At 61.9% G+C, this 25,582-nt stretch carries 25 protein-coding genes and 1 pseudogene; 5 read left to right on the top strand and 21 right to left on the bottom strand.

Annotated features, from left to right (window positions below; genetic code table 11):
- Positions 1–21: 21 nt before the first annotated feature.
- Positions 22–795 carry a lipid A 4'-phosphatase gene (gene lpxF / locus RHE_RS07425; protein ID WP_011424788.1) on the bottom strand — a complete coding sequence of 258 codons (774 nt, stop codon included), beginning with the start codon at positions 793–795 and terminating at the stop codon, positions 22–24.
- Positions 796–938: 143 nt separating this feature from the next.
- Between lpxF and RHE_RS07430 the strand changes: the two genes are divergently transcribed.
- A complete protein-coding gene (locus RHE_RS07430; RefSeq protein WP_011424789.1) occupies positions 939–2,432 on the top strand; it encodes a leucyl aminopeptidase in 1,494 nt (497 codons plus the stop codon).
- Positions 2,429–2,878 carry a DNA polymerase III subunit chi gene (locus tag RHE_RS07435; protein WP_011424790.1) on the top strand — a complete coding sequence of 150 codons (450 nt, stop codon included), beginning with the start codon at positions 2,429–2,431 and terminating at the stop codon, positions 2,876–2,878. Before RHE_RS07430 ends, RHE_RS07435 begins: the two co-directional genes overlap by 4 nt.
- Before the next feature lie 45 nt (positions 2,879–2,923).
- Here RHE_RS07435 and RHE_RS07440 read toward each other — a convergent pair whose 3' ends face one another.
- The 13 genes and pseudogenes from RHE_RS07440 to RHE_RS07500 all read right to left on the bottom strand — a co-directional run bounded on the left by RHE_RS07440 (position 2,924) and on the right by RHE_RS07500 (position 17,469).
- Complete coding sequence (locus tag RHE_RS07440) at positions 2,924–3,850, bottom strand: Gfo/Idh/MocA family protein (protein ID WP_011424791.1); 927 nt, start codon at positions 3,848–3,850, stop codon at positions 2,924–2,926.
- Positions 3,851–3,947: 97 nt separating this feature from the next.
- Positions 3,948–5,990 (bottom strand): prolyl oligopeptidase family serine peptidase, encoded by a 2,043-nt coding sequence (locus RHE_RS07445; RefSeq protein ID WP_011424792.1) that lies wholly within the window; start codon positions 5,988–5,990, stop codon positions 3,948–3,950.
- 104 nt (positions 5,991–6,094) lie between these two features.
- On the bottom strand, positions 6,095–7,399 hold the full coding sequence (locus RHE_RS07450; protein WP_011424793.1) for an LLM class flavin-dependent oxidoreductase: 1,305 nt from the start codon (positions 7,397–7,399) through the stop codon (positions 6,095–6,097).
- Positions 7,400–7,413: 14 nt separating this feature from the next.
- Complete coding sequence (locus tag RHE_RS07455) at positions 7,414–8,772, bottom strand: MmgE/PrpD family protein (protein ID WP_011424794.1); 1,359 nt, start codon at positions 8,770–8,772, stop codon at positions 7,414–7,416.
- Positions 8,769–9,566: an amino acid ABC transporter ATP-binding protein gene (locus RHE_RS07460; protein ID WP_011424795.1), complete on the bottom strand. Its 798-nt coding sequence runs from the start codon at positions 9,564–9,566 to the stop codon at positions 8,769–8,771. The genes RHE_RS07455 and RHE_RS07460 overlap by 4 nt, the downstream gene beginning before the upstream one ends.
- Positions 9,567–9,570: 4 nt before the next feature.
- Positions 9,571–10,362, bottom strand: coding sequence for an amino acid ABC transporter permease (locus RHE_RS07465; protein ID WP_042118192.1), 792 nt, complete (start codon positions 10,360–10,362; stop codon positions 9,571–9,573).
- Entirely contained in the window at positions 10,359–11,105 is a 747-nt protein-coding gene (locus RHE_RS07470) for an amino acid ABC transporter permease (protein WP_011424797.1), read from the bottom strand. Before RHE_RS07470 ends, RHE_RS07465 begins: the two co-directional genes overlap by 4 nt.
- 24 nt (positions 11,106–11,129) lie before the next feature.
- Positions 11,130–11,960 (bottom strand): transporter substrate-binding domain-containing protein, encoded by an 831-nt coding sequence (locus RHE_RS07475; RefSeq protein WP_042118194.1) that lies wholly within the window; start codon positions 11,958–11,960, stop codon positions 11,130–11,132.
- Positions 11,961–12,067: 107 nt separating this feature from the next.
- On the bottom strand, positions 12,068–12,631 hold the full coding sequence (locus tag RHE_RS07480; RefSeq protein ID WP_042118196.1) for a TetR/AcrR family transcriptional regulator: 564 nt from the start codon (positions 12,629–12,631) through the stop codon (positions 12,068–12,070).
- A gap of 159 nt (positions 12,632–12,790) precedes the next feature.
- Positions 12,791–13,635 (bottom strand): annotated as a pseudogene (locus RHE_RS07485) (polysaccharide deacetylase family protein).
- 129 nt (positions 13,636–13,764) lie between these two features.
- The gene (locus tag RHE_RS07490) at positions 13,765–15,648 is read right to left on the bottom strand and encodes an ABC-F family ATP-binding cassette domain-containing protein (protein ID WP_011424801.1); all 1,884 of its coding nucleotides are present in this window, start codon (positions 15,646–15,648) and stop codon (positions 13,765–13,767) included.
- A 120-nt stretch (positions 15,649–15,768) separates the two neighbouring features.
- Positions 15,769–16,815, bottom strand: coding sequence for a GGDEF domain-containing protein (locus RHE_RS07495; protein WP_042118200.1), 1,047 nt, complete (start codon positions 16,813–16,815; stop codon positions 15,769–15,771).
- A gap of 144 nt (positions 16,816–16,959) precedes the next feature.
- Entirely contained in the window at positions 16,960–17,469 is a 510-nt protein-coding gene (locus tag RHE_RS07500) for a DinB family protein (protein ID WP_011424803.1), read from the bottom strand.
- A 175-nt stretch (positions 17,470–17,644) separates the two neighbouring features.
- Here RHE_RS07500 and RHE_RS07505 point away from each other — a divergent pair, with 175 nt between their 5' ends.
- On the top strand, positions 17,645–18,223 hold the full coding sequence (locus RHE_RS07505; RefSeq protein WP_086005017.1) for a glutathione S-transferase family protein: 579 nt from the start codon (positions 17,645–17,647) through the stop codon (positions 18,221–18,223).
- Between the two features lie 81 nt (positions 18,224–18,304).
- Positions 18,305–18,727: a nucleoside-diphosphate kinase gene (gene ndk, locus RHE_RS07510; RefSeq protein WP_011424805.1), complete on the top strand. Its 423-nt coding sequence runs from the start codon at positions 18,305–18,307 to the stop codon at positions 18,725–18,727.
- Between the two features lie 83 nt (positions 18,728–18,810).
- Here ndk and RHE_RS07515 read toward each other — a convergent pair whose 3' ends face one another.
- Positions 18,811–19,314 carry a hypothetical protein gene (locus tag RHE_RS07515; RefSeq protein WP_011424806.1) on the bottom strand — a complete coding sequence of 168 codons (504 nt, stop codon included), beginning with the start codon at positions 19,312–19,314 and terminating at the stop codon, positions 18,811–18,813.
- Entirely contained in the window at positions 19,311–19,856 is a 546-nt protein-coding gene (locus RHE_RS07520) for a CGNR zinc finger domain-containing protein (RefSeq protein WP_011424807.1), read from the bottom strand. Before RHE_RS07520 ends, RHE_RS07515 begins: the two co-directional genes overlap by 4 nt.
- Positions 19,857–19,920: 64 nt before the next feature.
- On the opposite strand from RHE_RS07520, the gene RHE_RS07525 reads away from it, so the two are divergent.
- Positions 19,921–20,817: a branched-chain amino acid ABC transporter permease gene (locus RHE_RS07525; protein ID WP_011424808.1), complete on the top strand. Its 897-nt coding sequence runs from the start codon at positions 19,921–19,923 to the stop codon at positions 20,815–20,817.
- Between the two features lies 1 nt (position 20,818).
- Here the strand turns inward: RHE_RS07525 and RHE_RS07530 are convergent, their stop codons facing one another.
- The 5 genes from RHE_RS07530 to RHE_RS07550 form a co-directional block, all read right to left on the bottom strand.
- Positions 20,819–21,280 (bottom strand): molybdenum cofactor biosynthesis protein MoaE, encoded by a 462-nt coding sequence (locus RHE_RS07530; protein ID WP_011424809.1) that lies wholly within the window; start codon positions 21,278–21,280, stop codon positions 20,819–20,821.
- A 258-nt stretch (positions 21,281–21,538) separates the two neighbouring features.
- Positions 21,539–21,793: a molybdopterin converting factor subunit 1 gene (gene moaD / locus RHE_RS07535; protein WP_011424810.1), complete on the bottom strand. Its 255-nt coding sequence runs from the start codon at positions 21,791–21,793 to the stop codon at positions 21,539–21,541.
- Positions 21,790–22,380, bottom strand: a complete 591-nt coding sequence (pgsA, locus tag RHE_RS07540) for a CDP-diacylglycerol--glycerol-3-phosphate 3-phosphatidyltransferase (protein ID WP_011424811.1) — start codon at positions 22,378–22,380, stop codon at positions 21,790–21,792. Before pgsA ends, moaD begins: the two co-directional genes overlap by 4 nt.
- A gap of 163 nt (positions 22,381–22,543) precedes the next feature.
- Positions 22,544–24,583 (bottom strand): excinuclease ABC subunit UvrC, encoded by a 2,040-nt coding sequence (uvrC, locus tag RHE_RS07545; protein WP_011424812.1) that lies wholly within the window; start codon positions 24,581–24,583, stop codon positions 22,544–22,546.
- A complete protein-coding gene (locus RHE_RS07550; RefSeq protein WP_011424813.1) occupies positions 24,580–25,347 on the bottom strand; it encodes an SDR family oxidoreductase in 768 nt (255 codons plus the stop codon). Before RHE_RS07550 ends, uvrC begins: the two co-directional genes overlap by 4 nt.
- Between the last annotated feature and the right edge of the window lie 235 nt (positions 25,348–25,582).

Consider the following 25,582-nt stretch of genomic DNA (forward strand, 5'->3'; position numbering starts at 1 on the left):
AAGCAGGTGTCAAAAATTCATTCAAATTTCAGAATTTTTTTGGTGCTGTTGCGACTCAGTTAACGCCAGCAGCGCTGCGAAGACCACAAGCGAGGAGAGCCATCCGAGCGTGACGTCGGAGAGATAGTGCGCGCCAAAGGACAGCCGCATGGCCGGCGTCAGGATTGAGATCGCGGCAACGGGCGGCACCAGCGCATAGCGCAGCGATTTCGGAACGAAGAGCAACAGGCAGAACAGCCAGCCGGCGCTCGCCGCCTCGCCAGAGACGAAGGAACAATTCGACACGCATTTGCCGGCAAGCGAACCCGCCTCGACGAAATGCAGCGCGCCGCCGAAAATATCCGTCTGCACCGGCCGCGGCCGGCCCCAATGTTCCTTCAGGATGACATTGACGAGCAGCACCGGCCCGATCAGCAGCGCTCCGAGGCCAACTTTGAGCTTGCGCGCCCGCTCGGCGTTGAAGGTCGCGCCGTGCTGCTGGTAACATTCGATGAGTTTCCACGCCATCACGATCGCCACGACATAGGGGAGGCGGAAGAAGATGGTGCGCAGCAGGTCGAAATTGCCCGAGTCGCGATAGGGAAAACCGCCGCAGATGCTTCCGGCAGCGGCGGTCGCATCACAATCGGTGCCCAGAAAAAAAAGCTGGGAAAAATAGATGTCTATTCCGGGGAAGGCGCGGAAGACGGCAAGCAGTGCCCACCACGTCCAGAACAGCAGCAGGAATGCACCGAAAGTCGTTTTGGGCCGGCGGATCACCGGGCCCCGCCATCGATGTTTGGAAAAAGCGGTCAACGCGAATATCTACGAAACTGACGAAAACATGAGAGCCTGGACGGCCGCGCGCGACCATACCAAGTGTCGCGAGCCATTGACAGACCCGCCAAACGCGAAATTATCCGCCAGGGACGGATTTCAAGAATCCCAGCGGAGAAGACATGTCAGCAAAGTTCGAAATTTCATTCTCGAAGTCGGTTAAGCTCAATGGCGGACTCGCGATTCTGTTGAAAACTGCGGAGGCCGACAGCGCCGCAGGCGCCGAAACGGCCGATCCGGCAGGCGTCATCGCCAAGGCTGCCAAGATCGCTCGATTCTCCGCTAAATCAATGGCCACGCTTGATATTGTCGCTCCGGAAGGAGCGCCCGTCGAGCGCATCGTCGTCGTCGGAATTGGCAAGGTCGGCGAACTTACCGCTCACGACTGGCTGAAAGCCGGCGGCGCCGCGGCGTCGAAAGTCAAGAATACCGACAAGGTCGCCATCTTCATCGACGTGCCCGGCCTCGAGACGGACGCACGCGCCGCTGCCGATTTCGCGCTCGGCATGCTGCTGCGCGCCTATAGCTTCGATGCCTATAAAACAAAGAAGAATGATGACGAGGAGAAGTCGGCAAAATCCGTCAAGGTGACGATCGTCACCGCCGATGCGACCGGCGCCCGGAAGGCATTTTCCGAATCCGAAGCGATCGCCGGCGGCGTCAATCTCGCCCGTGACCTCGTCAATGAACCGCCGAACGCGCTGGGACCCGTTGAGTTCGCCGCCAGGGCAAAGGAACTGGAAAATCTCGGCGTCGAGGTGGAAATTCTGACCGAGAAGGAGATGCGCCGTCTCGGCATGGGCGCGCTGCTTGGCGTCGCGCAGGGCTCCGTGCGCCCGCCGCGTCTGGCGGTCATGCAGTGGAAGGGCGGTAAAGCCAAGGACCGTCCCGTCGCCTTCGTCGGCAAGGGCGTCGTCTTCGACACCGGCGGCATTTCGATCAAACCGGCCGCCGGCATGGAGGATATGAAGGGGGATATGGGCGGTGCCGCCGCCGTGACCGGCCTGATGCACGTGCTCGCCGCCCGCAAGGCCGCCGTCAACGCCGTCGGCATCATCGGCCTGGTCGAGAACATGCCCGATGGCAACGCCCAGCGTCCGGGCGACATCGTCACCTCAATGTCCGGCCAGACGATCGAGGTGATCAACACCGATGCCGAAGGCCGCCTCGTGCTCTGCGATGCTCTCTGGTATTGCAGTGATCGCTTCAAGCCGCAGTTCATGATCAATCTGGCCACCCTGACCGGCGCAATCGTCGTGGCGCTCGGCAATGTGCACGCCGGCCTGTTCTCCAATGATGACCAGCTTTCCGCCCAGTTGACGGCAGCCGGCCTTTCGACCAACGAGAAACTCTGGCGCATGCCGCTCGGCAAGGACTATGACAAGCTGATCGACAGCAAATTCGCCGACATGAAGAACACCGGCGGCCGCCAGGCCGGTTCGATCACGGCGGCGCATTTCCTCAAGCGTTTCGTGCAGGACACGCCCTGGGCGCACCTCGACATTGCCGGTACGGCGATGGGATCGCCGCAGGATGAGATCAACCAGTCCTGGGGTTCCGGTTTCGGCGTGCGCCTGCTCGACGAGCTCGTTCGCGCCAATTGTGAATCCCGATGACCGACATTCTCTTCTATCATCTGACCGAAACCAGGCTGGAAGACGCGCTTCCGCCGCTCCTCGACAAAAGCATCGAGCGCGGCTGGCGCGTCGTCGTCCAGACGAGCGAGGCTGCGCGGCGCGATGCACTCGATGCGCATCTCTGGACCTTTCGCGAGGAGAGTTTCCTGCCGCATGGTACCGATACAGCTGATTTCGCTGAAAACCAGCCGGTGCTTTTGACGGTCACGTCGGACAACGCCAATGCGGCGACGGTGCGTTTCATCGTCGACGGCGCCGAGCCGCCGCCGGCCGATGCCTATGAGCGCGTCGTCTTCATGTTCGACGGCCACGATCAGGAGCAGTTGGAAGCTGCCCGCGCCCAATGGAAGAAGCTGAGAGGCGAGGGGCATAACCTCACCTATTGGCAGCAGACGCCGGAAGGGCGGTGGGAAAAGAAGGCTTGAGCGAGTCCTTGCCGTCGGAGGCGACCGGCAAGGACCCCAAATGACTCAGTCGTGGAAGGCCTCGACGAATTTCCGCTTGCCGAGCATGAAGGCGTCGGCGACGTGGCGCAGAGGGGCGACATCGACATCCGATTTACCTGCCTTGATGATCTCAGCGAAGCGGCGATAGAGCGAAGGATATTCCTGTTCCGGTTCGGCGAATGTCAGCCTACCATCGATGGAAAGCTTGGCGCCGCCCTCGGAGAGGACCATTTGGCCGGCTGCCGTTTCCGCGACGATGTCCCAGCTCTGCTTGCCGGTCTGGCGCCAGTCGAATTCGGCATGAACGGGCAGGCCGTCTGCATCGCGGAAGTGAATGTCGGCGGCGATCGGCGCATCACGATTTTCCGGGAATTCCAGCACAGCCCCGGTGATGAAGACCGGCCGCGGCAGGATATGGGTGACGATCGACAACGCATTGATGCCGGGATCGAAAACGCCGAGGCCGCCGGCCTGCCAGATCCAATCCTGGTTAGGATGCCAGTGACGGACATCCTCCTTCCAGATCACATGCACGCTTTTGATCGTCGTCGAGGCAAGAAACGCCTTGGCGGCTTCGACGGCCGGCGCATAACGCGAATGCCAGCTGGCAAAAAGCGACGCGCCCTGCTTGTTCGCCAGCGCCTCGAGGTCGGCCACTTCGCTCAGCGTCGCGCCCGGCGGCTTTTCCAGGAAGACATGCTTGCCGGCGACGAGCGCCTTGTAAGCGGCCTCGTAGCGGTATTGCGGCGGCATGCAGAGCGAAACGGCGTCGATCGAAGGCTCTGCGTCGAGCATCGCCTCGATCGTGGTGTAGCTGTTGACGCCTTCGACCGTGCCGTGACGGCTTGCCGTGGCGACGAGCTTGAAATTGGCGTTCTTGGCGATGGAGGGGAGGTGCTGGTCGCGGACGATCTTGCCGACGCCGACGATGGCGAGATTGATAGGAGACATGGTGTTTCGCTCGAACCTGTGAAAAGTATGATTTATTGCGCTTCTTGTAGCAGAAAGAGGAGCGCCGACAAGCTCTCCTCCTCCATTCTACTGCACCCTACCTCATGATGGTCTGGCGAAGGAAGCTGTAACCCATCGCCGCGCGGGCGGCGCGCTCTTCGGAATTGCCGTCGCCGCCATGTCCGCCCAGGCCGAATTCATGGAAGAGCGGCTTATGTCCTTCCTCCTCCAGCCGGGCGGCAAAGCGGCGCGCATGCGAGGGATGCACGCGATCGTCATTGGTTGAGCTTTCGATATAGATCGGCGGATAGGCGATCTCGCTTGCCGGCCTGACATTGTGAAGCGGCGAATAACCGAGCATGAAGTCCCGATCCACCGGGACCTCCGGATCGCCATATTCGTCCATCCAGGCCTGTCCTGCGCTGAACAGGTGGAAGCGTGTCATGTCGAGCACCGGCACCTGGCACCAGATCGCGCCGAAATCGTGCGGATAGCGCGTCAGCATCACGCCGGTCAGCAGGCCGCCATTGCTGCCGCCCTGGCAGGCGATCCGCGCGGGCACGGTGTAGCCGCGGGCGACGAGATCGCGGGCGATGGCGACGAAATCGGCAAATGCCCGGTCTCGCCCCTGCCGTTTGGCGCTGCGATACCAGTCGGGCCCGAATTCACCGCCGCCGCGGATATAAGCCTGCACATAGGCGCCGCCTTGCTCAAGCCAGCGACCGGTCACCCCGGAATAATTCGGCGACAGTGCAACGTCGAAGCCGCCATAGCCGTAGATCAGCACCGGCAGCGCGCCCCTGGTCCACTGTCGCGGCAGGACCAGACGGTAGGCAACCCTCGTTCCGTCTTCGGAAATCGCCTCCAGCAGTTCGGATGACATGCCGGTGGCATCGAAATAGCTCGGCGCCGCGGCGGCGAAGACCGGCTCGGGCTCTCTGCTGCGATCGGAGAGTTCGAGGCGATAGCAGGTGGGCGGCTGCAGGAAACCCTGACCGACAATGTAGAGCGTGTCGTCGCCAAGATGCAGATCCGCATAGAGCGGCCTGAAATAAGCCGTCTGCATATCCGCCGGCAGCATGATTTCCCGCTGTTCGGCATCGGGCTTCGTCAGGCCGAGCACCATCAGACGCGGGCGCAGCCGGTCGGAGACGATGAATACGCACCATTCACGCAACAGCATCATCTGCGAAACGGATTGGCCTTCGCCAGGCTGAAACAGGATCCGCTCCGGCCCAAGCAGCCTCGTTCCCAAAGTCGAGCCGAAGCGTTGCAGGACGAGGCTGCCGGTGGGAACGCGCTCATCGGTCTTTGCCCGCCAAAGACAATGATCGCGATTGAACTGAAAATCGGCCTCTTCAGGCAGATCGATCCGCCGCTTCGTGCCGTCATTCGATACCAGATAAGCGCTGGCCACGCCGATCTCATGGACGGCGACGAAAATGTCGATCAAGCCGGCATCGGCCGATCCGCCAGAGAGGGCAGGGTCGATAACGAGATTGAAGCCATAGACGTCCTCGTCGGCGGCTTCGTAGAGGATGGCGGCATCTCCCGGCCGCTGCCCGCGCTTCAATCGCCGCCCAATGCGCGGCCACCCCGAACGGGTTGCCGAAAAGCGGTCGATGGAGCCGAAATAGCAGATCTCGTCACGGCTCAGCCAAGTGGCATGGGATCGCGCCGCAGGCGTGTCGAAGCCGCCCGTCACGATCTGCTTGTTCTCCGCGTCGAATTCGAGCAGCCGGACCAGGTCTGAGCCACCGTCCGAAAGCGTGAGCAACACCCGCGTCGGCTCCCATGGGCAGGTGACGGCGCCGCGCCAAGTCCAGCGTTTGCCTTCGCCGAGGCAGAAGGCGTCGAGATCGAAGACCACCTCCCAATCGGCTTCCGGCGACGGAGTCTGATCGGCCGGCAGACGCAGCCACACGCCGAGCGGGTTGTCCTTGGACTGGCGGAAATCGAACAGCCAGCCGCCGCGGCGCATCGGTACGATCAGCCTGTCCTGCCGCTCAATCAGCGCTTTGATCGCGTCGCGATCCCTGGCGAATTCCGGTGTTCTCAGCGCCGCATCGGAGAGCGCGTTGCGCTCGGTGACGAACTGGCGCGTGCGTGGGTCTTCGTCCGTTTCGAGATGAAGGTTCATGTTCGACCGGCCGGCTCCTGTTGATGGTGAAGTGACGGCGTCCTTTAAGACGCCGAAAGACGCTGTAGCACTTTGATTTGTCCAGGAGCCAATATTTCGTAGAGTTAGGGCGAAATTGCTGCCGGCCGCGTAAGGCCGAGATGTTCGCGAAGCATCGAGCCGCCATATTCCCTGCGGAACAGACCGCGTTCCTGCAGGATCGGCACGACCAGCTGCGTGAAGTCTTCCAGGCCTCCGGGAAAAAACGGCGGCATGACGTTGAAGCCGTCGGCGGCGCGGCTGTCGAACCATCGCTGCATCCGGTCCGCGATTTCGACCGGCGTGCCAAGGACGATATGATGGCCGCGGCCGGCAGCAACGCGCAGCGCCAGCTGCCGGATCGTCAGATCCTCGCGCCTTGCCAGCGCCGTCAGCAGTTCGGCGCGGCTGCGCAACTGATCGGAGATCGGCAGATCCGGCAGCGGGCCGTCGAGATCGTATTCGGCAAGGCTGTGGCCGATGCGTTCTTCCAGAAGCGGCATGGCGCTTTTGATATCCGTCCACCTGTCGAGTTCTGCAAGCTTGTCCGCGGCTTCCTTGGTCGTGCGGCCGATCACCGGCAGGAAGCCCGGCATGACGGCGACGTCGTCCGGCTGGCGCCCGAAACGAGCGACGCGCTCCTTCAGGCTTCTGTAAAAAGCCTGCGCCTCTTCGAGGGTCTGCTGCGCGGTAAACACCACGTCGGCGGTGCGGGCGGCAAGATCCTGGCCCGGCCCGGACGAGCCGGCCTGGATTAGGATCGGGTGGCCCTGCGGTGAGCGCGGAATATTCAGCGGTCCCTTTACGGAGAAATACTTGCCCTTATGGTCGAGAATTCGGAGCTTGGCCGGGTCGGCATAGACGCCGCTCTGCTTGTCTTTGACGAAGGCGTCGTCGTCCCAGCTGTCCCAAAGCCCGCGCACGACGTCGACGAATTCCTCGGCCACGGCATACCGCTCGTCATGCTCAGGATGGGCCTTGGAGAAATTGTTCGCCGTGCGGGCATAGGAGGTCGTGACGATATTCCAGGCGGCGCGGCCGTGGCTCAGGTGGTCGATCGAGGCGAAGGCGCGGGCGGTGTGGTAAGGCTCTCCGTAGGTCGTCGACGCCGTTGCCGCCAGCCCGATCTTGTCGGTCACCACGGCCAGCGCCGAAAGCAGCGTCAGCGGTTCGAAGCGTGCGATTGTCGATGGATGCGCATCGGCGCCGCTGGTCAGTCCGTCGGCCAGGAAGACCATATCGAACTTCGCCGCCTCGGCCATCGCGGACACGCGTCTCAGCAAGTCGAAATTCTCGCTGCCCGCCTCGGCGTGAGGATGACGCCAGCCGGATACGTGGTGGCCGGCCCCTTGCAGGAACAGGCCCAGATGGATTTCTCTCTTTCGGGTCATGGCAAAATCTTTCGTCAAACGAGGTTTTGGGCGGCATCTTGATTGAGCAGCGCCAGGAGTTTTCGAAGGTCGGCGGCGCTGTGCATGGTCCGGACGAGTGAGGGGATGTCGGCGAAGGCCGGATGGCGACCGGTCGCGTCACGAAATTTTTCCGTCGGATCGGTCAGCCCCGGCAGGCCGTCGAAACGGCGCTGTATCGTACTGCCGTCGGCAAGCGCGATATCGACGATCACGAAGCGGGTCTGTGGGTCGCTCGACATGCGCGGCGCGGCCTCGTCATGGCGGCGGCCGGCGCGCTTGGCGAGCGCGATCAGCCGTGGCGCGACCGGCTGCCCGTCAAAATGATCGAGCCGCAGGGCGCCGTCGATCAGGGCCGCCGCGAACACGTATTCCGGGCTGAAGCGCGCCTCGATCCCGTTGGTGGGCTCGCTCACCACCAAGGCTGCGTCGGCACCGGGCGGATAGGTAAAGGTGATGCGCGCGATTGCCTCTGCGCGCAGGCCTTCCCGGTTGAGATCGATGCCGAGAGACGCGACCGGATGGCTGGCTGTGCAACAGGGATAGGCCTTCAGCGTCAGCCCTGGCGCGACGATCTGCCAGGGCGAGCCCCAGTTCTCGGTCAAGGCGGACAGGCGTTCCGCTCCGAAGGCAAAGACCGAATGGAAGCCGACGGGGTTGTCGAGGAAATCGGACGCGCCGCCAAAACCGGCCGCCGCCAAACGCGCCGACAGGAGCCCGGATCGGGCCGCCATGCCGGCGTGATAAGGTTTGGCGTCATTGCCGAACTGCAGCCGCAGGCCCGACGATTGCGTTGCCGCAAGGCCCAGTGCGACAGCGGTCTCGTCCACCGAGGCGCGCGTCAGATGGGCAATTGCGGCTGCCGCGCCTAAGGTGCCAAGCGTTGCCGTGGCATGAAAACCCGTCTCGTAGTGCTTCGAGCCGAGCGACAATCCCAAGCGCGCCATGGCTTCGAGCCCGACGATATAGGAGGCGACCAGCGCCTCCGCGGAAAAACTGCGCTCGGCAGCGAGCGCCAGCAGAGCTGGAACGATCACCGCTGTCGGGTGGCCACGCACGCTTGCATGCACGTCGTCATAATCGAGCACATGGCCGGCATAGCCGTTGACGATTGACGCCGCCAGCGGATCGGTTCGGCGCGCACATCCAATCAGGATCGCGTCACCTGGCAGATTGGCGCCGACCGCCTCGGCCAGCAGGCCAGTCGTGTCGTCTCGGGCGCCGGCAATCGCGCAGGCGAGGAAATCGATGATCGCCAGACGGGCAACGTCGATCGCTGCGGAATCCGTCAGCGGATCCGATGAGACGATCGCTTCGGCGAATGCCGAGGTCAGTGGAGCCGGCGGTCTGGTCATGACAGTTCCCGGACAGCTTCGCTGCGAACCGTTCCGCGTCCGCCGGAAAGGCCGCCGACGAATTGACGGATGCGGGGGTTGTCGAACGTATGGAATATCTCGTCGGGGGAGCCTTGGGCGACGATCCGCCCGTTTTCCGTGAAGACGACTGTATCGCTGATCTCTTCGGCGAAGCGCATTTCATGCGTCACGAGGATGCTGGTCATGCCGTCGCGGATGAGGTCACGGATCACCGCCAGCACCTCGCCCACCGTCTCCGGATCGAGCGCCGAGGTCACTTCGTCGAACAGCACCAGTTCCGGCCTCATCGCCAGCGCGCGGGCAATCGCGACGCGCTGCTGCTGGCCGCCGGAAAGCTGGCCGGGATAGGCGCCTGCTTTTTCGGAGAGCCGTACCTTTTCGAGCAGTTCGCGCGCGAGTTTTTCTGCCTCGCCCTGCGCGACACCGAGGATGCGGGTCGGAGCCAGGACGATATTGTCCAGCACCGTCAGGTGAGGAAAAAGATTATATTGCTGAAAGACGATGCCGACACGCTTGCGCAGCGCAATGCGCTCGCTTTCCGTGGCCAACTGGTCGACGCGGGTGCCGCCGACCGTGATGCGGCCGCGCTGCGGCGTCACCAATGCGTTGATGCAGCGCAGGATCGTCGACTTTCCGGAGCCGGATGGGCCGATAATGGAAACCGCATTGCCCCTGTCGACGGTCAGGTCAATGCCCCTCAGCACCTCGGTCTGGCCGAAGGAAAGGTGTACGTCTTCCAGTCTTACGATCGCGTCGTCGGTTTTCATGTTCATCGTCTCAAATCCTGGAGCCCGCGTTGAAGTGCTGCTCGAGGCGTCGGGTCAGGCGAGCGATCGGGTAGCAAAGCGTGAAAAAGGCGGCCATCACCACGATGTAGGCGATGATCGTGAAATCGAGCCGACGCACGGCCGTGCTGGCATCGGTTGCCGCATGCAATAATTCATGCACGCCGACCAGCGAGGCAAGCGACGTGCCCATGGTGATGGACGCCAATATGTTCATCCATGGCGGCAGTGAGCGCCGCAGGCATTGCGGCAGAATGATCCAGCGCAGCGCCTGGCTGCGGGAAAACCCCAGTCCCTTTGCCGCTTCCCATTGAGTGGTCGGGATCGAAAGAATGGCGCCACGCGTAATCTCGGCCACATAGGCGCTGGCCGGTATGGCAAGCCCGATCACCGCTTTCAGCCAGTCCGGGAAGGGCAGATAGTTGCCGAACACGACGATCTCGAAGGGAAAGATGTAAGTCGTGGCGAAAATCAGCACGAGATGCGGCGCATTGCGGAAGGCCTGCACATAGGCGACGACCGGGTAGCGCACCGGCCTGTAGGGCATCAGTTGAAGAATGCCGAATATGGTTCCGACCACCGTTCCCAATGTCATCGCACTGAGGCTGATGACGACGTTCATCAGGAAGCCGGAGGCGAGATAGGGAAGCCACTCCACCAGTTCGCGCCCGAGGGTGAGATCGGCCAGCGACCAGAGGAGAATGAGGGCAGGGAGTGCTGCGAAGCCGATATTGCGCAGCAGGTGGCCGCTCTTACGCGGCTCGGAAAGCGCCACCGTCGTCATAGGCCATATCCCGGAACGGCGAGCTTGCGCTCTACCCACAGGCCGACGCGGGCGACGACGAGATTGATGAGACTGAAGAACAGCAGGATGACGATCATCAATGACACCACATTGTCGCGCTGCGTCCACACCATGATAGAGGCATAGGTGATCTCGCTGACTGCAATCGCATTGCCCACCGTCGTCAGTTTCACGAGGTTGATGAGGTTGTTGACGATCGCCGGCAGCGATGCCCGGAATGCCAGGGGAATTTCGACGTAACGAAGGATCTGCAGCTTGCTGAAGCCGATGCCGCGCGCCGCCTCCACGGTCGAAGCCGGAACCGCTTCGATGCCGGCGCGGATCGCCTCGGCATGCAAGGCGGCGATGTGCAGCCCGACCATCGCCACGACCCAGAAGAACGGCGTCAGCGGATTGTTCTGCGCGCCGCCAACCAGGTTCGACACGAAGGAATTGAGAACGAGGAAGCTGAACATCAGTTGCACCAGCGTCGGCGTGTTTCGGGTGATTTCCACGAAGGCGCGCACCGGTGCCGAGAGCCAGAGCCTGCCCGATGTCAGGCAGGCGGCAAACAGCAGTCCGGCAATCAGGCTGACCGGGATCAGCAAGGCGATCAGATAGAGCGTGGTTATGAAACCGTCACGCCATATCTCAGCCTCGTAGCCCGTTGCCAGAAACTCGTAGTTCAGGCCAAGCCTGTTCGTCAGTTCGACGAACAGGCCGGTTATGCCGTTATTCCACATGTCGATCTACCAGTGCGACCCGTCTTATTTGCTGGCTGACAGGGTCTTGCGCTCCTGCTCGAGATATTCGGTGTTGCTGAGCCTGTTCGCCTTGGCAAACTCCAGCAGCTTTCCCGACGTATGAAGCTGGCGGATCGTCTTATCGAGTGCCTCGGCCGTTTCCTTTTCGCCTTTGCGAACCCAGATGACGGAATCCGAAGGGATCAGTTCCGTCGGAAAGAGAATGGCGTAGTCCTCCCAGTCCTCGGGGCGATCCCGCAGCAGCAGGCCAAGGGTTGCGCCGACATGTACCGCAACCACGCAATTGCCGCCCTGCAGCGCCAGCAGGGACTCCGGCTGGCTTGGCAGGCCCTTTACCTCGGCGCCGTATTTTTCGATCAGCGGCTGGGTGTAGTTCGACCCCTGCGAAACGCAGACCGGCTTTCCCTTGAGATCTGCCCAGTCCTTCAGGCCGCTGTCCTTGCGCCCGACGGCAGCGCCGCCGCTGCGGTCGTATGGCGTTGGCACCCAGTCGAGCACTTTGGCGCGATCTTCGGTGTATTGCATGTTGGCAATCAGAATATCGACCTTGCCCTGCTGCAGAAATTGCACCCGGTTCGGCGGCGTTACGGTGACCGTTTCGAGTTTGACGCCGAGATCGTCGGCCAGCGCTTTGGCGATATCGAGATTGTATCCTTTCTGCGTTTGCGATGTCGGATCGATATAGCCGAACGGCGCGCCGGACAGGATGACGCCGACGGTGAGGGCGCCGCGGGCTTTAATGCGATCAAGCGTGGCATCCGCGAATGCCTGCGTTGCCGCCAGCAGCGAAATCGACATGGCGAAAAGCGCCTTTGGCAGAATTTTATGTGACATGTTTGAGCTCCATTACGAAACGAAGGAAGGAAAAAAAGGGATGGAAAAGAGAAGTCCGGACGACATCGAAGTCGGCGATGAGGTGGGCGCTTCGGGTATGATCTCGCTCATGCCTCGTCTCCGGATGCGTCGAAACCGCCGGCCTGAAGAAGAGCCGCGACCGCCTTTCGGGCAATCTCCGCCGGCCTCGCTTCCGGTCGCAGGACCGATGCGGCAAGCACGCCTTCGTAGACGACCAGCAATTGCTCGCTGATCTCGTCGTGAGCCGGGCCTTGCGGGACAAGCCGGCCGAAGAGGGCGCGAAGAAAGACCTTATGCGTGCGCGCCACGTCTTGGATCGCTGCCGTGCCGGGGTTTTCGGTCACCGCAATGAGGAAGGCGCAGCCCCGGAAGTTTTCGCTGCGCGTCTTGTCGGCCAGGCTGTCGAAGATCGCAAAAATGGCCGCCGCACCGCCTTTGCCGGCGACCAGCTTCTCCAACTGATCACTGACCAAGGCATGGCGGTGGCTGAGATAGGTGACGATGAGCCCCTCTTTGCCGTCGAAATGACGGTAGAGAGTGGCGCGGGCAATCCTTAGCTCCCGGACGATTTCATCGATGCCGACCAGATAGGTGCCACGCCGGTAGAAAAGGTCGCTGAGTGCCTCGACTATTCTTCCGCGGGTCGACATTTGGGCAGTTTTGAAAGGCATCGGTGACCGGTGAGAGAGAAGGAACGTTCTTTCTCGAAAAGATCACTATCACGATCGTTTTTGTAGATTTTCTTTTTTCAAATTCATGCGAGCTTTGAAAAAATCCTCCGCGCGAGACGCCGTTGATTGGCCTCTCGTCTAACGCGTCGTCACGAATCGGCCGAGGCGACGAGATTGTTCGGCGCCTGCGTCTTCTTGAATTTCAGCGTCACCACCTTGTAGCCTTCGGCCTCGAGTTCCGAGAGCAGGGTCGGCAGCATCGTTGCCGTGCGTTTGTGGATGTCATGCATCAGGATGATGCCGTGGCCGCGCCTGTGCAGCAGGTCCATCGTCCGCTGCGTCACGGAGGCCGGCGTGATGGCGAAATAGTCCTTGCTGTCGATATCGACATCCATGACCACCAGATCACGCATGGCGATCGCGGCGCGCAGCCTGTGGCTCTCGGCAAGGTAGGGGAAGCGGAAGAAGGAGACGTCCGTTCCCGTCGCCTTGGTCACCGCCAATTCGCCCTTGACCACCTCGGCCATCGCCGCGTCGAAATCAAGCGAAGTCAGGTCGGCGTGGTCATAGGTGTGACTGCCGATCGTGTTGCCGTCCTCGGCGACCTTGCGGGCGAGCGCCGGATGCATTTCGGCCATTTCGCCGACCATCATGAAGGCGCCCTTGACGCCGAACTGGTCGAGGATGGCAAGCACCTTGTCGGTCCGGCCGGGGATCGGGCCGTCGTCGAAGCTCAGGATCACTTCCTTGTTCTGCAGCTTGAGATCAGCGATCGACGAGACCTCAAGCGTCCGCCCGGCCAGATGGTGCCAGCCGCTCATGCGCGGCGCAGCCGCATCGTCGCCGGAATAGGCCAGCTTCCGCCCCTCGGGCGCAATCACCGAAGAGGTTTTGATCGATGCATCGGGGGGTTGTTTGGTCGTGCTGCAGGCGGAGAGGGTGGCCGTAAGGGCGATGCAGGCGAGGAGTAAAAATCGGTGCATTGAAAGGGCTCAACAAATCAGTAACGAATGTTGAGACAACCTTTCGAATTATGGTTAATGATCGGTTGAGAGCGGCCGGAATTGTGCCGAAACGCGGCACGTTGCCGCGGTTTCCTCAAGCCACTGTGGCTATCCTGCCATCACTTCTTCATATTGTGACGACAGCATCAGCCAGTCTTCCTCGGCGGCTGCGAGTTTTGCCGCGGCCTCACCGCGCTGCTTTGCCTTTTCGGCGGCTTTGGCAGGCGTCTTCTCATAGAGAACAGGATCTGCAAGTTCCGCGTCAAGCGCCTGAATCTGTTTCTCCAGCTTCGCCGTCAAAGATTCGATTTCGTTGATCTTTTTCTTCAGCGGCGTCAGCGAAGCGCGCTTTTCCGCATTGAGCTTGCGTTGATCGGCCTTGGATGTCGCATCGGCGGCCGGCTGCGGCTTTTCTTCTTTTTTCTTGCCGGAGGCGACGATCAGGTCGCGATACTCATCCATGTCGCCTTCGAAGGCGGTGACCGTACCGCCGTTGACCAGCCAGAGCCGGTCGACCGTCGCCTCGATGAGGTGACGATCATGCGAGATCAGGATGACGGCGCCTTCGTAATCGTTGAGCGCCTCGATCAGCGCGCGGCGGCTGTCAATGTCGAGATGGTTGGTCGGCTCGTCGAGGATGAGCAGGTTCGGCGCATGGAAGGCGGCGAGCCCCATCAGCAGGCGAGCCTTTTCACCGCCGGAAAGATCCTTGGCGGCGGTCGCCATCTTCTCGGTCGCCAGTCCCATCTGGGCGACGCGGGCACGCACCTTGGCCTCCGGGTCGCCAGGCATCAGCCGCCGCACATGCTCCACCGCCGACTGCTCCGGGATGAGGTCGTCAAGCTGGTGCTGCGCGAAAAAGCCGATCTTCAGGGAGGGCGCAAGCTTCACTTCGCCACTTTCCGGGGCAAGCCTGCCGGAGATGAATTTCGCGAAGGTCGATTTGCCGTTGCCGTTCGAACCCAGAAGGGCGATGCGATCGTCATTGTCGATGCGCAGATTGAGGTTCTTCAGGATCGGCTTGCCCGGTTGGTAGCCGACGGCGCCGCCCTGAACCGCGACGATCGGCGAGGCCGGCTGCTTCTCGGGCTCGGGAAAGGTGATCGGCTGTACGTGGTCTTCGATGACAGCCGCGACCGTTCCCATGCGCTCGAGCGCCTTGACGCGCGACTGCGCCTGCCGCGCCTTGGAGGCCTTGGCCTTGAAACGGTCGATGAAGCTCTGCAGATGTTTGCGCGCCGCCTCGTTCTTGGCCTTGGCCTTCGTCTGCAGTTCGTCGGCTTCCGCTTTCTGCCGCTCGAACTGGTCGTAATTGCCGCGGTAGAAGGTGAGCTTTCTCTGGTCGAGATGGACGATTGAATTGACCGCATTGTTCAAGAGGTCGCGGTCGTGGCTGATGATGATGACCGTATGGGGATAGCGGCGGATATAATCCTCCAGCCACATCGTGCCTTCGAGGTCGAGATAGTTGGTCGGTTCGTCGAGCAGCAGCAGGTCCGGCTCGGCAAACAGCACGGCCGCAAGCGCCACGCGCATGCGCCAGCCGCCCGAGAAGGAGGAGGCGGGCCGGGCTTGCGCGTCCCTGTCGAAGCCGAGGCCGGCGAGAATGCTCGCGGCGCGCGCCTCGGCCGAATGCGCATCGATATCGACGAGGCGCATCTGGATTTCGGCGATGCGGTGCGGATCGCTTGCCGTTTCCGCTTCGGCAAGCAGCGCCGCACGCTCCTTGTCGGCGGCAAGCACGATCTCGATCAGGGGCTGCTCGGTTCCCGGCGCTTCCTGGGCCACCTGGCCGATGCGCGTCGCCTTCGGAATCGACACCGATCCGGTCTCCGAGCCGAGGTCGCCGGTAATGACGCGAAACAGCGTGGACTTGCCGGCGCCGTTGCGGCCGACGAGGCCGGCCTTGGTGCCCGAAGGCAGCGACAGGCTGGCATTGTCGAGAAGCAGGCGCCCGGCTATGCGGGCGGAAATTTCAGTGAGCGTGATCATGGCCGCGTTTTGGCCGAAAGCGCCCGCCAAGGCAAGAGCACTCATCCCACGGCACGTTTACTTGTCCGTCGCGGCAAATTCACTTGTCCGCGCGGCAAGTTCACTTGTCCGCACCGCGTCTCAGTGGCCGAAAGCCTGCACCGGCTGGCGCGGGTTCGATTGCGCGGCGAGAAGGGCAACGCGGGCATTGGCCTGCAGCTGTCCCGGTGTCGACGCGTCCGCGCTGAGCGCTACGCCGACCGAGATGGTCAGCCTGCCGCTATCGCCCCTGTCTGAGGTCGCAAAGACCAGATTGTCTTCGACGGAGGCGCGCAGGCGCTCGGCAATCGCCATCGCATCCTGCATGCCGACATTGGAAAACAGCAAGGCAAATTCGTCCGCCTCGGTGCGGGCGACGAAGTCGTTCTTCTTGACCGACTTTTGGAAAAGGTCGCCGATCTTCTTCAAGAGCTTGTTGCCTGCCGGCGTGCCATATCTCTCATTAAGATCGGTGAAATTGTCGATATCGACCATGACGAGCGCGCTGCCGGCGGCACCCTCTTCGCGCTCATAGAGGTCGGCCATCACGCGGTTGAGCGCGAGGCGATTGGGAAGTCCGGTGATCCTGTCGGCGACGGCGGCCAGCTGCATCGCCGAAATGCCGCGCTCGATCGTTTCCAGCCTCTTGATGTCATCCGCCAGCCTGGCGCCGATTTCCGTCTCCGCCGACAGCACGCTCGTCAGCGAGGCCGAGAGGTAGTCGAGCTCGCCGATGAAGGCGGCAAGGCTCTGGTCTTCATGACTGGAAACGGATTTCAGGATCGTGTCGCAGGCGCGCGCGAAGGCGTCCCGGTGCCGCAGCCCTTCGGCAAGCTTCTCCGCCACCTCGCGCAGCAACCGGCTCGCCTCGTTCCGCGACGTCTCGCCCGCCAGCCCGCAATGGCCGACGAGGCGGTATTTCAGCCCGAGCTCGTCAAGCATCGCCTGTTGCGGCTGAGGCCCGAGCGCAGCGATATCCTGTGCGAGGCCTGCGTTGAGCCCGAGGATCGCCTCATGGAAGAGTTCGTAATTGCGCGGCAGCCCGGCGACATTGAGACGCGCCATGTGCTGGGCGATCTTCTGGATGTCCGCGATGGGCCCCGGGCGCGCCTCGCGCGGCACCAATGCGTTTGCGCTTGCATTCTGCATGACGATCCCTCGCGTCCCCCGGCCTTTTCCCTTCATACCGCTATGACCGCGAGCTTTTAAAAGAGGCTGAATCTCTGGGAGCGAAGCGCTGAAATCCCGGCGCAACCGGTAAAGGCGGTTAATGCCCTGTTGATGCGGAGACGCTCACATCCACTCGCGGCCCTCGCTGCGCAAGAAATAGATGAGGTCGAGCCCGAGGCTCGGCTTGCCGAGCGCCGTCAGCGTCATGTGGCACTGGCCGCGATGGTGGGTCTGGTGGTTGAAGAGATGCGAGAGCGCGGTCCATAGCGGCTGGGTCATCAGGATCGGTTGGCTCACCGGCGAGTAGGTGAAGTTGGCAGCAAGGCTTGTTTCGTCCAGCGTGCCCGTCCAGGCGATGATCCGCTCGTCCTCTGCCTTGCGCGCAGCGACAAGCGCATCGAACGCCTCGAAGAGCACGGCATCGAGGCTCGTCGGCGCCTCGCCCGTGCCGGTGAAGCGCTTCATCCATATTCGGTCGGCAACGAGCAGATGGTTGAGGGTTCGATGCAGCGAGCCGAAGAAGGCGCCGCGGTCGCTGCGGAATTCCGGATCGCTGAGTTCGGCCGCCGCCGCATAGACCTGGGCATTGGCCCAGCGATTATAGGCGGCGAACATTCTGTATTGCCTAAGCATGCGCTCCTCCTGTCTTGGGAAGGGCAATCTAGCTTGCTTCCGCAGAAATCGCAGTGATGACGCCATGAAATTTCCTGATTTGATCGCAGGCGCGTTCTGTCGTCGAATGCAGGGAGTTGCGATCTCGAAAGGACTGTCCATGACCAGAGCCCTCTAGGGGCTCGATTTCGAAGAGATTCCGACAACCTACGTCCGCATCCGCGAAATCGGCGGCGGTGTCTCGCCGACCTTGCCCGTCCTCGACGACGACGGCCGGCTGATCCCCGATAGTTTCGCCATCGCTCTCTATCTGGAGGAGGCCTATCCGGAGAGGCCGTCGCTCTTCAACGGCGAGGGCGGCAAGGCGCTGTCGCGCATGGTGGAGGGCTATTCGCAGATGATCGTCCATCCGGCAATCATGCGGATCGCGCTTCTCGACATCCATGCAATCCTCGACGAGGGAGATAAGGCCTATTTCCGTCAAAGCCGCGAAGCTCGTCTCGGCAAGTCGTTTGACGTCATTGCCGCCGGCAGCGAGGCGGAGAAAGCCGCCTTCGGCGCCAAGCTGGAGCCGCTCAGGCATATGCTGAAGTTCCAGCCTTTCATCGGCGGTGAGACGCCGCTCTTTGCCGACTATATCGTCTTTGGCGCGCTGCAGTGGCTGCGTGTCTGCGCGGGTCTAGCCATGCTGGCCGCCGACGATCCCGTGATCGCCTGGTTCGAGCGCTGCCTGGATCTCCATGAAAGCCGCGGCCGGACTGTGACAGCGGCGTGAAATTGCCGTCGACCTCTTGTTTTCGGGCGTTGGGGCGGGTAAAGACCGCCCACTTTTCCCGAGAAAACAGAGGATTCGACTATGGCGATTGAACGCACCTTCTCGATGATCAAGCCGGACGCAACCAAGCGCAACCTGACGGGCGCCATCACCAAGATGCTCGAAGATGCCGGCCTGCGCGTCGTCGCCTCCAAGCGCGTCTGGATGAGCCGCCGCGAAGCCGAGGGCTTCTATGCCGTTCACAAGGATCGTCCCTTCTTCGGCGAACTCGTCGAAGGCATGACCTCCGGCCCGACCGTTGTCCAGGTTCTGGAAGGCGAAGGCGCCATCCTCAAGAACCGCGAGATCATGGGCGCGACCAACCCGGCAAACGCTGCTGAAGGCACCATCCGCAAGGTTCACGCGCTGTCGATCGGCGAAAATTCGGTTCACGGCTCGGACGCTCCGGAAACGGCTGCCCAGGAAATCAAGTACTGGTTCTCCGACACCGAAATCGTCGGCTGAGGCCACGCTTCGGCATTGGCTGGCGATGCTTTGAATTGACTCTCGAAAGCCGGGGCCTCGCTCCGGCTTTTTCTATTCCGGTTCTATGCCGGGCATTTGTCGGTATTCGAGAAGTCGACGCTGCCGTCGGGCTTGAACACCTCGGGGTTCTTGTCATAAAGCGCGCCAACGACCAGCGGCTTGCTCGGCAGCACGGTCTGGTCGAGGTCGGAGCGGAACTGCGTCTTCAATTCCTGCAGCACCTTGCCGTCCTTGTCGACCAGCCGGATGCTGACGGAATAGGGACGGTCCTTGCGCACGCAGTGCAGGTTTTCGCTCTGCAGCGCGATCTTGTCGTCGATCGGGTAGATTTTCCGGTTCAGCACCAGCGGCGCGCCGCCCTGAGGATTTTCGAATTCGGCGATGATGACCGAGCCGTCGGGAATGGGACCGGTCTTCTTCAGCGTCAGCAGATAGGTGGCGCTCGCCACCCGATAGTTGAAGACGAAGAGGTGGCCGGTCACTTCGACCAGATTTTCCGCCTCGCGCTGGCAGGCAGACAGCAGGAGGCCCATTGCCGCCGCCGTGACCATCAGATGTTTCCTCATGGGATTTCCTCCTTCTTGCGGCGGTAGTGCCGGTTCGCCTTGGCGCGGTTGCCGCAGATCGCCATGTCGCACCAGGCTCGGCTCTTGTTCTTGCTGCGGTCGATGAACAGCCAGCCGCAATTGCCGCAGATCTTCATGCGCTCGGGATCCGGCATGGCGATCAGCCTGAGCACCGAATGGGCGGTCGCCGCCGCCAAGCTTGCCGGGCTTTCCTGGCGCAAGATCTTCGCTAGCGCCTCCAGCAATCCGGCTAACAATTGGTCGTCGCCGCCATCCAGTATACGCTTGCGGAAATAGCGGTCGATCGCCTCGCGCAGCGCGATGAAGTCGAGTTCGTCTTGCGGCGCCACCGCCGCGATCTCGCCGAATAAGGCCCGTTCGGCGCAGAATTCGGCGGCGGCGCGCGGGAAGTTCCGCATCTGCTCACGGCTCGCGAAGCGGTCGATCCGCCGCGCCGCGTCATGGCGCAGAACGACGCTGTTGGCGACATCGAGCGCCAGTGCGCCGCCGGCGAACCGGTGAGGAGTCCAGGAAAAGCTCATGGCGAAATTATAACTGGCGAAATAGGTTTTACCAGTTATAATTTCCAGACGCGGAGTCTCCGGAATGGCCTATCTTCTGCAGCAGCTGGCGAATGCGGTGCCGCTTGCCGCCCTCTATGCCGCGCTCGCCTTCGGTTATGCCGTTGCCTTCGGCGTGACCAAGCGGGCCGACATCACCTATGGGGCGCTCTTCGCCTTCTCCGGCCAGATCCTGCTGCTTTTTACCGAACTCGCCTATATCAGGTTCTGGCTGGTGCTGCCGGCCGCCCTTGCCATCGGCGCCTGCGCTGCGCTTGTCTATTCCCTGGCCGCGGGCATCTGGATAGGCCGCTCAATCATGCTGCCGCTCGCCAGCAAATCGCCAAATACCGTGATCGTTGCCGCCCTCGGCATCATGATCGTGTTGATGGAAACCGCCCGCCTTGCAGCCGATACAAGGGCGATCTGGCTGCCGCCGTTCCTGAACGACGTCGTCGTATTCTGGAGTGACGGTCCGTTCAAAGTGACGCTCACCTATATCCAGCTGATCGACACGGCGCTGATGTGCGCCATCGTCGCAATCGGTGCGCTGATCCTCAGGCGCACCGCCTTGGGCCGTCTGTGGCGCGCCGTCACCGACGATCCGCTGGCCGCCGAGCTCTGCGGCACCAGCGCCAACCTTGTCTACCTCGTCGCCTATGCGGCAGCCGCCCTCGTCGCTACACTCTGTGGCATTCTCGCTACCTTCTATTACGGTTCGATGGATTTCGGCGCCGGTCTGATGTTCGGGCTCAAGGTGTTGCTGATCGCTGCGGTGGGCGGCTATTCCGATCCGCTGCGTTCGGCGGGCGGCGCTGCCGGGCTTGCCGTCGTCGAAACCATGTGGGGCGCCTATGGCGCTTTCGTCTGGCGGGATCTGGTGATCTTCTCGCTGCTGGTCCTATTGCTGGTCATGAGCCGCAGAGAGCGCGTGGTTCTTTAGCTTATTGCCATTTATCGCGTGCGGCGTCGTCGGCGTCTTTCGCCGCGACCCAGTCGCCGGCGGCGCCATCCTTGCCGTGCTCCCTCTTCCAGAAAGGGGCCGCGGTCTTCAGGAAATCCATGACGAAGTTGGCGCCATCGAACGCCGCCTGGCGGTGCGGCGCGGCGGCGATGACAAGGACGATATTCTCACCCACGGAGATCTTGCCGTAGCGATGGATGGCGGTCAGCCCGAGCAGCCCGAAACGGGCAATGGCGAGATCGCCGATGCGGGTCATCTCTGCTTCGGCCATGCCGGGGTAGTGTTCGAGTTCGAGCGCCATCAGCGCGCCGCCGTCATCGCGGCATAGGCCGGAGAAGGTGACGACGGCGCCGACGTCGGGTTTGCCTTTGGAGAGCAGGTCTACCTCGGCCTGAAGGCCGAAATCCTCGTGCTGGACGCGGATGGTGGGCTTGATGGTCACAGCGAAATCCTCCGCTGCTTTGATGTAACTGCAAAGAATGCGGAAACGCTGTGCCGTGGAAGCCCCCCTCTGGCCTGCCGGCCATCTCCGCCACAGGTGGGGAGATCACAAGTGGCACCACCTTCCTGACCCCTTACCGTTCCGCCGGGCTGAAACGTTGGTTGTTTGGGCGAGCCGGCACTCCCAGCTGATCTCCCCACCTGCGGGGGAGATGCCCGGCAGGGCAGAGGGGGGCGATCTGGCACGGCCGTCACCGCATCACCCCCCTGTCATCGGCGGAAATATGCCGATCTCCTTCGCTCCCGATATCGGCTCATCATGCTCGACATGTTCCATGTCCAGCGCCACGCGGATCACTTCGGGATATTGAAGTGCGGCTTCATATTCCTCGCCCAGCGTCTTCAAATGATTCAGAAGATCGGCGACGGTGACGACGGAGGAGGGCAGCTCGATCTCCTCCTCACCCTTGCCGATGCGCTCGCGCACCCAGGCGAAATAGACAAGCCGCGTCATTCCTCATCATCCACGATATGTTTCAGCCCGGCACGGAAATAGTCGTAGCCGGTATAGATGGTCAGCAGTGCCGCGATCCACAAGAGCGCGATGCCGGTCTGCGTTGTATAAGGGAAAATCTCGTCGCCGGCCGGGCCGGCAAGGAGGAAGGCGATGGCGACGAGCTGCAGCGTCGTCTTCCATTTGGCGATCCGTGTCACCGGCACGCTGACCTTCAGCGCCGCCAGATATTCGCGCAGGCCGGAAACCAGGATCTCACGGCAGAGAATGATGATTGCCGCCCAGATCGACCAGCCGGCGATGGTCTGGTCGGCCGCGACCAGGAGGAGGATCGAGGCGACGAGCAGCTTGTCGGCGATCGGATCGAGCATCCGGCCGATGTTCGACGTCTGGTTCCAGATGCGCGCGAGATAGCCGTCGAGGAAATCGGTGATCGAGGCGATGATGAAGATCCACAGCGCCACCCAGCGCGCCGTATTGCTGATCGACAGCCTGCCCTCGACGAAGAAGCAAAGAACGATCAGCGGCACGGCGAGGATGCGGCCGTAAGTCAAAAGGTTGGGAAGGCTGTACGCACGCGATGCCATGGATCGTTTCTCTGAATTGATGCGCCGCTGCAGCGCCGCGCGTCTTTACGAAAATCGATTCCGATTTTCGGGCCGATGCGGTAGATGACGGCTTTGGCCGCAGACCGTCAACATTCTTTCTGTCTTTTCACTGCCTTTGCGTGGAATTTGCGACGGCCGGCGGTTATTTCGCGGCGTCCTCGTGGAAATGGTTATAGACCTGCTTTGCCACGGCCTCCGAAATACCTTCCACCGCCATCAGGTCGGAAAGGGCGGCGCGAGAAACCGCCTTCGCCGTGCCGAAGTGCTGGAGCAGCGCGCGTTTGCGTGACGGGCCGATGCCGCCGATCTCGTCGAGCGGGTTCTTGACCATCTCCTTCTTGCGCCGCACCCGGTGCGAGCCGATCGCGAACCGGTGCGCCTCGTCGCGCATGCGCTGGATGAAATAGAGCACCGGATCGCGCGGCGGCAATGTGAAACTCTCGCGTCCCGGCGCAAAGAAGCGCTCGCGTCCGGCATCGCGGTCGACACCCTTGGCGATGCCGATCGCCGTGACGCTGTCGGTGATGCCGAGCTCGGCGAGGATGGCGCGTACCGCCGTCATCTGCCCCTGGCCGCCGTCGATCAGGATCACATCGGGCCAGGCCGGGAAGGGCATGTCGGCCGCGTCGGCGGCGGCTGCCTGTGCCGTCCGGTCGGGAATGCCTTCCTCCTTGATCAGCCGCGAGAACCGCCGCGTCATCACCTCCTTCATCATCCCGAAGTCGTCGCCGGGAGTGATGTCGGTCGATTTGATATTGAACTTGCGGTACTGGTTCTTCACGAAGCCTTCCGGCCCCGCCACCACCATGCCGCCGACGGCATTGGTGCCCATGATATGCGAGTTGTCGTAGATCTCGATGCGCTGCGGCGCATAGGCAAGCCCGAAGGTTTCCTTGAAGCCTTCGAGCAGCCGTGACTGCGACGCCGTCTCGGCAAGCTTTCGCCCATGCGCCTCGCGTGCATTGCCGACGACATGATCGACGAGATCGCGCTTTTCGCCGCGCCGCGGCACCAGGATTGAAACCTTGTGGCCAGCCTTTTCGCTGAGCGCTGCAGCGAGCAGCTCCAGTTCCTCGGCCGTCTCCGACAGCATGATCTGTTTCGGCACCGGCTTGTCGTCGTAGAATTGCGCGAGGAAGGCATTCAGAACTTCGGCGCTTGATAGTTGCGGGTCGGCCTTCGGGAAATAAGCTCGGTTGCCCCAGTTCTGGCCGGTGCGGAAGAAGAATACCTGGATGCAGGATACGCCGCCTTCATGGTGGATGGCGAAAACGTCAGCCTCGTCGACACCGGCCGGGTTGATGCCCTGGTGGCTCTGCACATGCGAGAGTGCTGCCAGCCGATCACGATAGATCGCCGCCCGTTCGAAATCGAGATCCTCGGCCGCCTGGTTCATGGCTTCGGCCATGTGCGACTTCACCTTCTGGCTCTTGCCGGACAGGAAATCTTTCGCCTCCTGCACCAGCTCGGCGTAACCCTCGTCGCTGACCTCGTGCGTGCAGGGTCCGGAACAGCGCTTGATCTGGTAGAGCAGGCAGGGCCGCGTGCGCGTTTCGAAGACGCTGTCGGTGCAGGTGCGGATCAGGAAGGCGCGCTGCAGCGAGTTGATCGTCCGCCCGACCGCGCCGGCTGAAGCGAAAGGCCCGAAATAGTCGCCCTTCCGCGCCCTTGCGCCGCGATGCTTGAAAATGGCAGGCGCGCGGTGATCCCCCGTGATGAGGATATAGGGAAACGACTTGTCGTCGCGCAGCAGCACGTTAAAGCGCGGCCGCAAGCGCTTGATCAGATTCGCTTCCAGAAGCAGCGCCTCGGTTTCCGTGCGTGTCGTCACGAATTCCATGTTCGCCGTCTGGCGCACCATCTGGGCAATGCGATTGGAATGCACGCGGCCAACGGCGTAATTGCCGACACGCTTCTTCAGGCTGCGCGCCTTGCCGACGTAAAGCACATCGCCCTCGGCGTTGAGCATGCGGTAGACGCCGGGGCTGTTCGGCAGCCGCTTGACGAATTCGCCGATCAGTTCCGCGCCGACAAGCCCGGTCTCGTTGAGGCTGCCCGCATTCCAGTCGACCGCCACCGCCAGAGGGGCGGCTGAAACATCGCCTTCCACCTCGATTTCGTCTTCGCTCTCATCCGTATCGTCGTAGAGAACGCCGCCATCCGGCAGCTTTCGTCCGTTCATTCCTTAATCTCCGCCACATCGGGCGTCTGCCAGGCAAGGTGCTGGCCGCCGTCGAGGGCAATCATCTGGCCGGTGATCGAGGGCGTATCGTAAAGGAACCGAATCGCTTGTCCGAATTCCTCCAGTGCCGGCCCTCGCTGCAGGATAAGGGCTGAGACCTGCGCTTGGAAGTCCTCCAGCGACTGCCGCTCGCTCGGCATTGACGGGCCGGGGCCGATTGCATTGACGCGGATGCGCGGCGCCAAAGCCTGGGCAAGCGTCTGTGTCGCCGTCCACAGCGCGGACTTGGAGAGCGTGTAGGAATAGAAGCTGGGTCTCAGTGCCCAGACCCGCTGGTCGATAATGTTGACAATGAGCCCCGCCGCCTCGGCAGACAGCTGCTGCGCGAAGGTCGCCGCGAGGATCGAGGGCGCACGCACGTGCAGGTCGAAGTGCAGCGCCCATATGGCGGCGTTAAAACTGCGCGCGGAATCATGCTGGAAAACCGACGCATTGTTGACGAGCAGATCGAGCGGCCCGAGCGCTTCCGACGCCTTGGCGATCAGCTCAGCCGTTTCGCCGATATCGGTAAGGTCGGCCTGCAACGCGACCGCTCTTTGTCCCTTTCGCCGCAATTCCGCCGCCAGCTCTTCGGCTTCGCCGAGGGAGCCGTTGGCGTGGATCGCGACGGAAAAGCCATTTGCAGCAAGGTCTTCGGCGATTGCCCGGCCTATTCTCTTGGCAGCCCCTGTTATCAAGGCTGAGCGAAGTCTTTTGTGGTTCAAAATCTTGCCTTCTGGTCCCGCGAGTCTGTGTGCAACCTATATAAGGGCGGGCGGAGATTATATAAATAGGCGGCCACGGTTGCATCCATAGCTGGGATATTCTATGTATTATTTAATAATTTGATTTCTTAAAATAAGTATTTTAAGTTTAACCATTCGGTATGGTTAATGAATCCTATGTTGCTCTCAAGCAACATCGAATTTCCGCCACGCGGCAGCCACAATGATATCACAA

The sequence above is a fragment of the Rhizobium etli CFN 42 genome, from assembly GCF_000092045.1.
Taxonomy (GTDB): Bacteria; Pseudomonadota; Alphaproteobacteria; order Rhizobiales; family Rhizobiaceae; genus Rhizobium; species Rhizobium etli.

Bases quoted from the DNA above. Each gene is read 5' to 3' on its own strand.
- RHE_RS07440 (WP_011424791.1), bottom strand. From the start codon at position 3,850: ATGTCTCCTATCAATCTCGCCATCGTCGGCGTCGGCAAGATCGTCCGC.
- RHE_RS07525 (WP_011424808.1), top strand. From the start codon at position 19,921: ATGGCCTATCTTCTGCAGCAGCTGGCGAATGCGGTGCCGCTTGCCGCC.
- RHE_RS07495 (WP_042118200.1), bottom strand. From the start codon at position 16,815: ATGCAGAATGCAAGCGCAAACGCATTGGTGCCGCGCGAGGCGCGCCCG.
- moaD (WP_011424810.1), bottom strand. From the start codon at position 21,793: ATGACGCGGCTTGTCTATTTCGCCTGGGTGCGCGAGCGCATCGGCAAG.
- RHE_RS07460 (WP_011424795.1), bottom strand. From the start codon at position 9,566: ATGAACATGAAAACCGACGACGCGATCGTAAGACTGGAAGACGTACAC.
- RHE_RS07475 (WP_042118194.1), bottom strand. From the start codon at position 11,960: ATGTCACATAAAATTCTGCCAAAGGCGCTTTTCGCCATGTCGATTTCG.
- RHE_RS07450 (WP_011424793.1), bottom strand. From the start codon at position 7,399: ATGACCCGAAAGAGAGAAATCCATCTGGGCCTGTTCCTGCAAGGGGCC.
- RHE_RS07515 (WP_011424806.1), bottom strand. From the start codon at position 19,314: ATGAGGAAACATCTGATGGTCACGGCGGCGGCAATGGGCCTCCTGCTG.
- RHE_RS07520 (WP_011424807.1), bottom strand. From the start codon at position 19,856: ATGAGCTTTTCCTGGACTCCTCACCGGTTCGCCGGCGGCGCACTGGCG.
- ndk (WP_011424805.1), top strand. From the start codon at position 18,305: ATGGCGATTGAACGCACCTTCTCGATGATCAAGCCGGACGCAACCAAG.
- RHE_RS07430 (WP_011424789.1), top strand. From the start codon at position 939: ATGTCAGCAAAGTTCGAAATTTCATTCTCGAAGTCGGTTAAGCTCAAT.
- RHE_RS07435 (WP_011424790.1), top strand. From the start codon at position 2,429: ATGACCGACATTCTCTTCTATCATCTGACCGAAACCAGGCTGGAAGAC.
- uvrC (WP_011424812.1), bottom strand. From the start codon at position 24,583: ATGAACGGACGAAAGCTGCCGGATGGCGGCGTTCTCTACGACGATACG.
- RHE_RS07480 (WP_042118196.1), bottom strand. From the start codon at position 12,631: ATGTCGACCCGCGGAAGAATAGTCGAGGCACTCAGCGACCTTTTCTAC.
- RHE_RS07455 (WP_011424794.1), bottom strand. From the start codon at position 8,772: ATGACCAGACCGCCGGCTCCACTGACCTCGGCATTCGCCGAAGCGATC.
- RHE_RS07490 (WP_011424801.1), bottom strand. From the start codon at position 15,648: ATGATCACGCTCACTGAAATTTCCGCCCGCATAGCCGGGCGCCTGCTT.
- pgsA (WP_011424811.1), bottom strand. From the start codon at position 22,380: ATGGCATCGCGTGCGTACAGCCTTCCCAACCTTTTGACTTACGGCCGC.
- RHE_RS07470 (WP_011424797.1), bottom strand. From the start codon at position 11,105: ATGTGGAATAACGGCATAACCGGCCTGTTCGTCGAACTGACGAACAGG.
- RHE_RS07500 (WP_011424803.1), bottom strand. From the start codon at position 17,469: ATGCTTAGGCAATACAGAATGTTCGCCGCCTATAATCGCTGGGCCAAT.
- RHE_RS07465 (WP_042118192.1), bottom strand. From the start codon at position 10,362: ATGACGACGGTGGCGCTTTCCGAGCCGCGTAAGAGCGGCCACCTGCTG.
- RHE_RS07445 (WP_011424792.1), bottom strand. From the start codon at position 5,990: ATGAACCTTCATCTCGAAACGGACGAAGACCCACGCACGCGCCAGTTC.